This is a genomic window from Dyella kyungheensis (genome assembly GCF_016905005.1).
GTDB lineage: Bacteria > Pseudomonadota > Gammaproteobacteria > Xanthomonadales > Rhodanobacteraceae > Dyella > Dyella kyungheensis.
On the sequence record NZ_JADIKC010000002.1, the window covers coordinates 134,637 to 146,627 of the forward strand.

Annotated in this window: 5 protein-coding genes; 2 read left to right on the plus strand and 3 right to left on the minus strand. The window is 64.5% G+C overall.

Annotated elements, in window-relative coordinates; all coding sequences use genetic code 11:
* Positions 1–168: 168 nt before the first annotated feature.
* Both ISP20_RS03825 and ISP20_RS03830 read left to right on the plus strand, forming a co-directional pair.
* Positions 169–3,324, plus strand: a complete 3,156-nt coding sequence (locus ISP20_RS03825) for an efflux RND transporter permease subunit (protein ID WP_204634747.1) — start codon at positions 169–171, stop codon at positions 3,322–3,324.
* 298 nt (positions 3,325–3,622) lie between these two features.
* Positions 3,623–6,778, plus strand: a complete 3,156-nt coding sequence (locus tag ISP20_RS03830) for an efflux RND transporter permease subunit (protein ID WP_204634748.1) — start codon at positions 3,623–3,625, stop codon at positions 6,776–6,778.
* Positions 6,779–7,223: 445 nt separating this feature from the next.
* On the opposite strand, the gene ISP20_RS03835 is transcribed toward ISP20_RS03830, so the two are convergent.
* From ISP20_RS03835 to ISP20_RS03845, 3 genes are all read right to left on the minus strand, one after another.
* Positions 7,224–7,685 carry a DUF3617 domain-containing protein gene (locus ISP20_RS03835; RefSeq protein WP_204634749.1) on the minus strand — a complete coding sequence of 154 codons (462 nt, stop codon included), beginning with the start codon at positions 7,683–7,685 and terminating at the stop codon, positions 7,224–7,226.
* A 72-nt stretch (positions 7,686–7,757) separates the two neighbouring features.
* A complete protein-coding gene (locus ISP20_RS03840) occupies positions 7,758–9,782 on the minus strand; it encodes an alkaline phosphatase family protein (RefSeq protein WP_239535304.1) in 2,025 nt (674 codons plus the stop codon).
* 524 nt (positions 9,783–10,306) lie between these two features.
* On the minus strand, positions 10,307–11,962 hold the full coding sequence (locus ISP20_RS03845) for a multicopper oxidase family protein (protein ID WP_239535305.1): 1,656 nt from the start codon (positions 11,960–11,962) through the stop codon (positions 10,307–10,309).
* Positions 11,963–11,991: the final 29 nt, after the last annotated feature.

The following is an 11,991-nucleotide window of genomic DNA, read 5'->3' on the forward strand; positions in this document are numbered from 1 at the left end:
CTTTGCCAGTGTCGCTCCGCCGGCGCAGGACATGGCTTTCGGCACACCACTAACGGCACATTCGGTCGCTCGTGTTTGCGGGCATAAAGGCGTCCGGGATGGCTGGTATGGGTAGCATCCCGTGTCACGAGGCGCGGATGGGGCGCGCCGTCTCAACGGTCGCTTGCCGTGAACCTGTTCGCACCATTCATACGTCGCCCCATCGGCACTTCGTTGCTGGCCATCGGACTCGCTTTGGCCGGTTTCTGTGCCTACCTGTTGCTGGGTGTGGCCGCGCTGCCGTCGCTCGAATTTCCGGGCATGGTGGTCTATACCGAGTTGCCGGGCGCGAACGCGCAGACCATGGCATCCACCGTGGCCGCGCCGTTGGAACGCCATCTGGGTCGCATCCCCGGCATCAAGGAGATGCACTCGGAAAGCAACGATGGTTCCACCTCGGTGCGCATCATCTTCAACTTCGGCAACAACACCGACAAGCTTGCGCGTGACGTGCAGGCGGCCATCAACGCAGCGCAGGCCGACCTGCCGGCGAACATCCCGATACCGCCGCGCTACTTCAAGTTCAACACCGCCAATATCCCGGTGCTGCTGCTGTCGCTGACCTCTAAGACGCTGCCGCCGGACAAGCTGTACGACCTTGCCGATACATTGATCAATCCCGCGCTGTCGCAGATCCCGGGCGTGGCGCAGGTGCGTGTGATCGGCGGTCGTCCGCGCGCCGTGCGCGTGGAAATGGATACGGCCGCATTGGCCGCCAAGGGCCTGACCGCCAACGACGTGGCCAACGCCTTGCGCGCCGCCAATGTCACTTCACCCGAAGGGGCGTTGAGCGACGGCCGTACGCAGATGACGGTGGCGGCCACCGACGCGCTGAGCACGCCGCAGGAATTCGGCAAGCTGCTCATCGCCGTGCAGAAAGACTCGCAGGTGCGCCTGTCCGACGTGGCGAAGGTCAAGACCGGCCAGCAGGACGAATACCAGGCGGCGTGGTTCAACAACCAGCGCGCCGTCGCCGTGCGCATCAGCAAGCGACCGGAAGCGAACGCCGTCGCCACCGCCGACGCCATCCGCGCGAAGCTGCCGCAGATGCGCGCGTGGTTGCCGGCGGATCTGCAGATCACGCCGATCTTCGATCTGACCCAGACCACCAAGTCGGCGTTGCACGAAGTGGAAGTGGCGCTGTTGATCAGCGTGGCGCTGGTGGCGCTGGTGATGCTGGTGTTCCTGCGCCGCGTCGGTCCCACCCTGATCGCCATGCTGAGCGTGCCGCTGTCGCTGGCGGGCGCGTTCACCGTGATGTGGGCACTGGATTTCACCCTCAACACGTTGTCGCTGGTGGCCCTGGTGTTGTGCATCGGCTTCGTGGTGGACGATGCGATCGTGGTGATCGAAAACATCGTGCGCCATATGGAGCACGGTTCACCACCATTGCAGGCGTCGATGGATGGCGTCAAGGAAATCGGCTTCACGGTGGTGTCGATCACCTTGTCGTTGATCGCCGTGTTCGCGCCGCTGCTGTTCGGCAACAACCAGTTCACCATGCTGCTGCGCGAGTTCTCGGTGACGTTGACCGCGGCCGTGGTGATCTCCGCGGTGATTTCGCTGACGCTGACGCCGGCGCTGTGCGGCCGCTACCTCACCCTGGAAAGTGCCGGCGGGCGCGAGCCCAACCGCATGGAGAAGGTGCTCGAGCGCTTCGACCGCTGGTTGCACCGCATCTACGCGCGCGGCCTGGACTGGGCGATGCATCATCGTCGCCTGATGCGCTGGCAGCCGTTGATCCTGCTGGTGCTCACCATCGGCATGGCGATGAGCGTGGTCAAGCTGTACGGCTTCAATTTCATGCCGCAGGAAGACATCGGCATGATTCAGGGCGACGTGCGCGCGGACACCAACATCTCGCCCACGCTGATGGCCGAACGAGCCAAGAAGGCCGCGGCGATCATGCTGGCCGACCCGGCCGTGCTCGATGTCACCACCTTCCTGGGCAGCGACAACGCGGGCGGTGCGGTGGGCAACCAGGCCACCATGTTCGTCGATCTCAAACCGCGCGGCCACGGACCGGGTACGCGGCAGGAGTCGATCAAGGAGACCATGGCGCGGCTCAACAAGGCCTATGAAAAGCTGCCCGAGCTGCACGTGGCGCTCAATCCGATCGGCTTCTTCAACGACAACGACAACAGCAATCGGGGCAGCCAGAGTTTCCAGCTGGTCAGCAGCGACAATGCGGACCTGCAGCCGTGGGCGTACAAAGTCACCCAGCTGATGCGCAAGCACAAGGAATTCCGCGACGTCAGCAGCGACTACGACGACATCGACAAACAGCAGATGCTCACCGTGGACCGTCTCGCGGCGGGACGCCTGCACCTGAGCATGGGCAACATCGATTCCGCGCTGTACAACGCGTTCGGCCAGCGGCAGGTGTCGATCATCTATTCCAACATCAACCAGTACTGGGTGGTGCTGACGTCGGCCTCGGAGCGCTCGCTGAGTCCGGAGACCTTGCTCAATACCTATGTTCGCAGCGACACCGGCGCGATGGTGCCGCTTTCCGCGGTGGCACGCATCGAGCCCACCGTGATACCCACGTTCGTCATCCATACCAACCAGATGGAAGCGACGCAGATCTACTACAACGTCGAGCAAGGCATGCCGCAGGACAAGGCGATGGCCTTGATCGAACAGATCGTGGCCGAGGCGCGCCTGCCGGCGGGCATCCAGCTGGGCTATTCGGGCGATGCGCAGAGCCTGCAGGAGACCAAGTCCAATGCGAACGTGCTGCTGCTGGGTTCGATCCTGGCGATGTACATCGTGCTGGGCATCCTCTATGAAAGCCTCGGTCATCCGCTGACCATCCTGTCCACGCTGCCGGCGGCCGGCGCGGGTGCGTTCCTGGCGATGCTGGTCACCGGCACGCCGATGTCGCTGATGGCGATCATCGCGATCCTGATGTTGATCGGCATCGTGAAGAAGAACGCGATCCTGATGGTCGACTTCGCCCTGGTGGCGCAACGCGAACACGGCCTGTCGCCTCCGGACGCGATCCGCGAAGCCGCCTTGGTCCGCTTCCGCCCCATCACCATGACCACCCTGGTCGCCATGGGCGCGGCGCTGCCGCTGGCCATCGGTTTCGGCATCGGCTCGGAACTGCGCCAGCCACTGGGCGTAGCCATCGTGGGCGGTTTGCTGGTCTCACAGCTGCTGACGCTGTTGAGCACGCCGGCGATCTATCTGTGGAATTACGACCGCAAGGTGCGGAAGGAAGCGCGGCGGGCGAAGCGAGCGGCCAAGCGGGGGTTGAAGGTGCAGACGGCGGCAGGATGAGAGCAACGCTCGAGTAGCAAGTCCGCCGCGAGCACCCGCCCCTCACCCCAGCCCTCTCCCCGCAGGGGAGAGGGAGCCAAAAGGCGCGCGGTGCTTCGCCTTACGCACTGCGTAACCCATAACCCATCCCACCCCCTGCCTTCCGGCACGGACCGACTTCAGGCACATTCGCCCGAACCGCCCCCGCAGGCATAAATGGCACTATAGGCGGGCTTCTCGCCTCGCTTACGTGAACGCGTACCCTCGCTGATGGTCTGCCTGGGTGACGGGCACGCGCCCTAACCGGTATGGAAACCCCGTGAATATCTTCGCCCCCCTGATTCGTCGACCCGTGGGCACCTCGCTGCTGGCGCTTGGCCTGCTGCTGGCGGGCGCCTTCGCGTATCGCCTGCTGGGCGTGGCCGCGCTGCCGTCGCTGGAATTTCCCGGCGTGTACATCGTGGCGCAGATGCCGGGCGCGAGCGCGCAGACCATGGCGTCCACCGTGCTGGCGCCGCTGGAACGGCATATCGGGCGCATTCCCGGCATCGACGACATGTACGGCAACGCGTCGGAGGGTTCGGCTTCGATCCAGGTGCGCTTCACCTTCGACCGCACCGCCGACAAGGCCGCACGCGACGTCCAGGCGGCGATCAATGCGGCGCAGGCCGACCTGCCGCAGTTGCCCAGCCCGCCGCAGTACTTCAAGTTCGACACCTCGCAGATACCGATCCTGCTGGTCTCGCTCACCTCCACCGGCCTGCCGCAGGACAAGCTGTACGACCTCACCGATACCCTGCTCAAGCCCGCCGTGGCGCAGATTCCCGGCGTGGCACAGGTGCAGGTGTTCGGCGGTACGCCGCATGCGGTTCGCGTGGAGTTGGACATCAACGCGCTGGCCAGCAAGAAGCTCACCGCCAACGACGTGCGCAACGCGCTGATCGCGGCGAACGTGACGTCACCCCAAGGCATCCTCACCGACGGCAACACGCAGATGACGGTGACGGCGAACGACGGCCTGAGCGAAGCGGCCGATTTCGCCAACGTGCTGATCGCCTCCAAGAACGGCGCGCCCGTGCGCCTGTCGGACGTGGCGAAGGTGACCAGCGGCCAGCAGGACATCTACCAGGGCGCATGGTTCAACGGCCAGTCGACCGTGGCGATGCAGATCAGCAAGCGTCCCGAGGCGAACGCGGTGGAGACGGTGGACGAAATCCGCCGGCGCCTGCCGGAGTTCCGCCAGTGGATGCCGGCGGACGTTCAGATCACGCCGATCTTCGATCTCACCACCACCACCAAGTCGGCGCTGCACGAAGTGCAGGTCGCCCTGATGATCAGTATCGTGATGGTGGTGCTGGTGATGCTGGTGTTCCTGCGCCGCATGCGCCCCACGCTGATTGCCTCGCTCAGCGTGCCGCTGTCGCTGGCCGGCGCGTTCGTGGTGATGCTGGCGCTGGGCTATACGCTCAATACCTTGTCGCTGGTGGCGCTGGTGTTGTGCATCGGCTTCGTGGTGGACGATGCGATCGTGGTGATCGAGAACATCGTGCGCCATATGGAGCGCGGCGAACCGCCGCTGCAGGCATCCTTGATCGGCGTGCGCGAGATCGGTTTCACGGTGGTGTCGATCACGCTGTCGCTGGTGGCCGTGTTCGCGCCGCTGCTGTTCGGCAACAACATGTTGATCATGTTGCTGCGCGAATTCTCGGTCACGCTGACGGCGGCGGTGGTGATCTCCGCCATCGTCTCGCTCACGCTCACGCCCGCGCTGTGCGGCAAGCTGCTGAAGCACGAAGAGCCGGGCGAACGTACGCCGGGCCGCATCGAGGCAGCGCTGGAACGCTTTGACAAGGGCTTCCACCGGGCCTACGAGCGCGCGCTGGACTGGGCCATGCACCATCGCCGCGTGATGCGCTGGCAGCCCTTGTTCCTGCTGATCGCGACGTTCGTGCTCGGCTGGGCGGTGGTGGCCACGGCCGGCGGCAACTTCATGCCGGAAGAAGACATCGGCATGCTTCAGGGCGACATCCGCGCCGACGCCAATATCTCGCCCACGCTGATGGCGACGCAGGCGCAGCACGCGGCCGACATCATGAAAGCCGACCCCGCCGTGCTCGACGTGCTCACCACCCTGGGCGGCAACGACGGCTCCGGCGCCGTGGGCAATGCGGGCACCATGTTCGTCGACCTGAAGCCCAAGGGCAGCGGGCCGAACGATCGCCACGACAGCGCCAAGGTGGTGATGGAGCGTCTGTCCAAGAAGTACGACACGCTGCCGGGCATCCGTGTCTCGCTGAGCCTGGTGCAGTTCCTCGGCGGCGGCGGCAGCGGTGACAAGGGCGGCGCCTACGAATTCCAGCTGATCGGCAGCAACGGCGAAGACCTGCAGCCGTGGACGCTGAAGATGGTGCAGCAGATGCGCAAGATGAAGGAGTTCCGCGACGTCGGCAGCAACTTCGACCTGGTCGGCAAGCAGCAGCAATTGAAAGTGGACCGCAATGCGGCCGGACGCCTGAGCGTGACCATGGGCGACGTGGACACCGCGCTGCTGAACTCCTTCGGCCAGCGGCAGGTGTCGGTGATCTATTCGGACATCAACCAGTACTGGGTAGTGCTGACCTCCAGTTCCGCGACGTCGCTGAGCCCCGAGGCGCTGCTCAACGTGCGCGTACGCAATGCGCAGGGCGAGATGATTCCGCTCTCGGCCATCGCGCGCATCGAGCCCAACATGAGCCCCACGCGCGTCCGTCACCACAACCAGCTCGAAGCCTCGACCATCAACTACAACCTGGCCAAGGATGTGACGCAGGACGTCGGCACCCGGCTGGTGGAGAATGCGGGCATCATCGTGGGCCTGCCCGAAGGCGTGCGCATCGAATGGACCGGCCAGAACCAGCGCCTGCAGCAGGCCAAGAGCAACGGCATGGTGCTGTTGTTCGGCGCCATCATTGCGATGTACATCGTGCTGGGCATTCTCTACGAAAGCCTCGGCCATCCGCTGACCATCCTCTCCACCTTGCCCGCCGCCGGCATGGGTGCGTTCCTGGCGATGCTGGTGACGCAGACACAGCTCACCCTGATGGCGATCATCGCGATCCTGATGTTGATCGGCATCGTGAAGAAGAACGCCATCCTGATGGTGGACTTCGCCCTGGTGGCGCAGCGAGAACGCGGACTCTCGCCACCGGACGCGATCCGCGAAGCCGCCCTGGTGCGCTTCCGTCCGATCACCATGACCACCCTGGTGGCGATGGGCGCCGCACTGCCGCTGGCCATCGGCTTCGGCATCGGTTCGGAAATGCGCCAACCGTTGGGCGTGGCCATCGTGGGCGGGCTGCTGGTTTCGCAGCTGCTGACGCTGCTCAGCACGCCGGCGATCTACCTGTGGAATTACGACCGCAAGATCCGCAAGGAAGCGCGGCGCGTGAAGCGGGCGGCGAAGCGGGCGTTGAAGGCGCAGACGGCGGCGGGATGAGTAAGCGGTTTTGCTCACAGCCCCACTAGCCAAAGCCCGAACTAGCAACGCTCCGCGAGCACCCGCCCCTAACCCCAGCCCTCTCCCCGCAGGGGAGAGGGCGCAAAGGCGCGTAGCGCTCTGCTTTAAGTCTTCAGCACCGCCTTACTCGCGATGTAGCCATACCGTGGATTAGGGAGATCGTGACGATCCGGGCTCCGAATCCTGCAGGCTCGTATACCGCAGTCGGTGTGAGCTTCTGAGGCCATTTCTTTGGGTTACTTTTCTTTACTCCGGGCATCCTGCCCTCCGCCCTTCGGGCCGGCTTCGCCGTTCGCATGCGCTCCTGCGCATGCGTGGGCCAGCAAAGAAAAGTGGCTCGAGCGGCGGCAGCCGATCGAAACGCCCGCTGCGTAAGCGGCACCCTGGCCTCAACGCGACAATCGCAGCGCAAAAAACGGCTCATTTAGTCCTTTGGACTCGTACAAGCCGCATACCTCGTCCCCTCCACCTGCACCACCGCGTTCCCCCCGACTTCGACGGTCGCCGTGTAATGCTCCGCCGAGTCGAACCTCACTCGCCCACGCGCCGCCTCCATCAGTCCCCCACACTGCAACGTCCAACTCAACGCCGTACTGCTGCGTCGCTGTTCCGAGCGCTCGCATTGCGCATGACCCGGCACAGGCAACTGCGCAAACTCCGCCCACGGATCCGGGCCCTCGTCCACGCAATGCCAGGCCAGCTGCGGCTCACCCGGCTTGCCGTGATCGAGCACGCGCGTGACGATCTTCCATAGACCCGGCATCGCCTGAAAATCGCCCGGGTCGGCGCGCCCTGGCTCACCGATAAACGCGGCAACCAGCAACACCACGAGCGCGATGCGGCGCGCGATCACGCAGCCGCGGGCAGATGAACTTGAAGAACTCATGGCCGGCAGTACTCCAAACGCAAGAAAGGCCCCGCCCGCTTCCGCGGGCAGGGCCAGGCATGTGTCAGAACATCAGTCCTGCGTATCGGCGGCCGCCACATTGCCATGGCCGTGGCCATGACCATCGCTGCTGCCGAACTCGAACATGTTCATCAGGTTGCCGATGGCCGGTGCATTGAGCGGCACATACGGGTTGTTCGGCAACGACACCGGGTTGGGGAGATTGTCGCGACTGCGATGGGAGATCGTTTCGCGCAGGCCCCAGTTCGCTTCGACGAATTTGTCGAACGACACGTGGTCGTAGTACGTGTGTACCACGCGGCCGCCCTCGGAGTAGCGCGAGATCACCAGCAGCGGGATGCGCGTGCCGTCGCCGAAGAAGTCGATCGGCTGCACGTAGCCCGAGTCGTAGTAGCCGCCGCCTTCGTCGAAGGTCACCATGATCACGGTGTCGTTCCACACCTTCGGGTTGGCCTTGGCCAGGTCGACGATCTTCCTCACGTAGCCTTCGAACAGGTCCAGCTTGGACGAGGCCGGGTGGCCGTCCAGGATGCCGTCCGGCTTGGCGATGGAAACCGCCGGCAGCGTGTCGTTCTGGATGTCGTTGTAGAGGTCGGTGATGTCCTGGTTGTTCGCGCGCAGCTTCGGATTGGTCATCACCTGCGTGGAGTACAGGAACGGATCGCAGATGTTGCAGAACGTACCTGCCTCGCCGTTCTCCTTGCCGCCGGCGTAGCCTTCGCCGTAGTACTTCCACGACACATGATGGCGGTTCAGCAGCAGCGCGAGGTTGTCCTGGCGCGTCGGCGGGATGGTGAACTGCTGCGCGCCCAGCGGTGCCGGCGTGCCGTCACCGAGATAGCCCGGGTTGTAGTTGTTCACCAGGTAGTAGGCGTTCTTCTTGCAATCGGTGCCGTGGAAGGTGCGATACGGCAGCGACTTCAGATAGTCCTTCACGGCGGCCACGCCGGGCTGCGAATCGTCCGCGCAGTTCACGTAGGAACCGCCGCTGTAGCCGTCCTGCACGTACCAGTTGTTGGTGCCGGACTGCGCGTCCGGATTCTCGATCTGGTTCGCCGGTGGCGTGGCCGGTTCGCCGTTCGCATCGGCGTAGTACACCAGGTCGCCGAAGCCCAGCATGATGTGGTTGGCGCCCGTGCCGCCCATCACCGACTGGTGGAAGTTGTCGCTGAGCGTGTAGGTGCGGGCGAGTTCGGCGAAGTAGGGCGCATCACCCTTGGCCATGTTGAGGAACTGCATCGCCGTCGAACCTTCGCTGGTGGTCTGGTCGTCGAAACCGGCCGGCTGCGCCTTGCCGTTGGTGCCGGCGCCCACGGTGGTTTCCACCCACGGGAACAGGTCCATGCGGCAACCGCTGGGATTCTTGGCGCTGGCGGCGCGCGTGTCGCAGTCCATCTGCTGCCACATCTGGAAGAAGCGGTGTACCGGGCTGTTGGCGTAGTCGTCGTAGCTGATCGACGCGTGCATATCGACCGGCGCGTTGGCCAGCTGCGACGGGAAGCGTGTATCGACCACAGAGCTCGGCAATCCGGTACCACCCGCCGCCAGCTCGCCGTACGCGTCGGCAGGCAGTGCCGGCTCGATGGCCTGCGCCTGTGCCGCGGACGCGAACGGAGCCTGCGTGGGAGCGCCGCCCGTGTTCATCGGCGGCAACGTGGCGAAGGCCGTCGTGTGCTTGGGTGCCAGCGCGAACTTGCCGGTGCTGCTGGCCTGCCACTGTTTGGCAGCACCCACATTCGGGCCCGGCGTACCGTCGGCATTGACGATGCCTTCGGACAGCAGGTTCTGCACGCTCTGGCCGCGTGGCGGCGTGTACGTGGCATAGACGTGATCGAAGGTGCGGTTCTCGCCGATCAGCAGGATCACGTGCTTGATCGGAGTGTTGGTGCGATCGTCGTTGCTGTCGTCGCCGCCCGGCCGGTGCAGCACGGCGACGCCAGAGGCGGGCACCTGGCTGGTCGGGACGGCATTCTGTTCGGTGGAATTGCTCTGGGCACTCACTACGCCGGCAAGGCCGACGGAAAGCGTTCCAAGGACAAACGGCAACAGCCGCTTGCGAACGTGCGCCATAGACATGACTTCGATCTCCCAGCAGCTTCCGAAGGAAGGCTGCGCGAATGAACCCCCTGATTGGCTGGCGCCTGTTCGCAACGTTTGGCGGCTCAGCCGGGGGCGAGTCTCGTCCGGGCAGATGACCGACCCTTGGCGTTTTTACGACAAGTATTTCTGCTTTCGTGACAGCGGGGTTGCGTCGCAAGTGCTTGCGTTTCGGAACAGCGTGCGAATGACCGTGCCAGCTGGGATAGCGGCGCCCCGGCCGGCGTTCAAGGATGCGGATCGGCAAGAAATTGCTCTTGCGACGGGTGTCTAGGTTCGTGCGGTGGCGCACGTTTGGACGTCTAAACGTTGGGTGAGCAGCGCGTCCGCGCGGCGGCCTTGAAGCGGAGCTCGTCCTGGCGTCACTGCTTCGCGATACATCCCACTTCTCCCTCTCCCTGCGGGGAGAGGGCCGGGGTGAGGGGCGGGTGCTCGCGGGAAGGTTTCAACGAAGCGGGAGATTGTGGAAACAGACTCGCGAGATGTTCGCTACTACCGGCGTGTCACGCCGGCAACAACTGAAACGGCCTCATCATCTCGTTGTCCTCATGCTCCAGCAGATGGCAATGCCACACATATCGACCGGGCTCGCCCTCGAAGCGCGCGATGATGCGCGTGACCATGCCCGGGTCGGCGCGCACCGTATCCTTCCAGCCCATCTCTTCGGGCGTGGGTGGTATCGCCGGGCCGGTGTATTTGAGCGTCTTGCTCTCGTTCCATGCGAACAGGTCGAACGGGCGGCGCTCCAGCACCTGGAAGCGCACCAGATGCAGATGCATGGGATGCGCGTCGCCGGTGAGATTGACCATGCTCCAGATTTCGGTGGTGTCCTGGCGCGGGTCTTCGGTGACCGGTGCCGACCAGTGCTTGCCGCCGAGCATCATCATCATGGCGCTGCCGCCGGCATCGTCCTGTTCGCCCAGCGAGAGCACGCGATCACGCACTGCACTGGCCGGCGCCAGGCGTTCGATGGTGCGCAGCGTGGCTGGCATCGTGCCGGTATCGCGGCGGCCCCGGTCGCGCACGCGAAATTCCATGATGGCTTCCGCCTGCTGGCGCAGTTGCACGTGCTTTCCATCCATGCCGGAGAAATCGATCACCACATCGGCGCGTTCGGCGGGATACAGCGTGACGCGCTGACGCGATACGGGTGCAGCCAGCAGGCCTTGATCGCTGGCGATCTGCGTCAACGACAACCCGCCGGACAGCGACATCTCATAGAAGCGCGTATTGGCCGCATTGATCAGACGCAGGCGATAACGGCGAGGCTCGACCTCCAGGAAGGGAAACAGCTTGCCGTTGCACAGGATGGCGTTGCCGTTGCATTCGGAAACCCACGGCGCCTGCGGATCGTCCGACACGGGGTAGTAAAGCTGGCCATCCTTCGCAATCAGGCGATCGCACAGGATCAGCGGCAGGTCGCAATCGCCGCTCGGGAGACCGAGCGACTGTTCCGCGTCGTCATGAATGAGATACGCGCCAAGCAACCCCGCATAGATGTTCAAACGGGTGATGCCCATGGCGTGATCGTGATACCAGAGCGTCGCCGCGTCCTGCGCGTTCGGGTAGTGCGATAGCGTGGCATGCCCAGGCGCGAACCATTCCTCAGGGTAACCATCGCTCGACGGCGACACGCGCGCGCCATGCACATGCGCCACCGTGCGCACTTGCGGCTTGTCGCGCTCGGCACCGTGGATGGTGTGATCGATCGGCAGGAAATGTTTCTCGGGCAACGCGTTGGCCCATTCGATCAACAGCGGATGGTTGCGTTGGGCGAGCAGGGTCGGGCCGGGAAATGTTCCGCCGTAGCCCCACAGTGGCGTCGCCGGCAAGTCGCGATGCAGTTGCGTCTTGAACGCGCGCATCTCCATCCGGTACAGCGGCAGTTGCTTGCCGGGGTAGGCCGGATGCGCGCGCTGTCCCACCGGCTTGGCCAGCGCGGGCAACGGTAGCGGATCGACGAAACGCGCCAACGTCACCGGATTCACCAGTGGCACCTTGGGCGCGGCGAGCTGGGGCATCGCCATGCGCGGCATCGTTTCGTCGCCGATGGCGGGCGATGACCAGGCAAGCAACCCGAGCTCCGCGGCCGTGGCAGCGCCCACCATGTCGACGAAGCCGCGCAGGAACTGCCGGCGCGTGAGATTGATGCGAGTCATCGAGCCACCCTAGGCAGCCCTTGTGACAG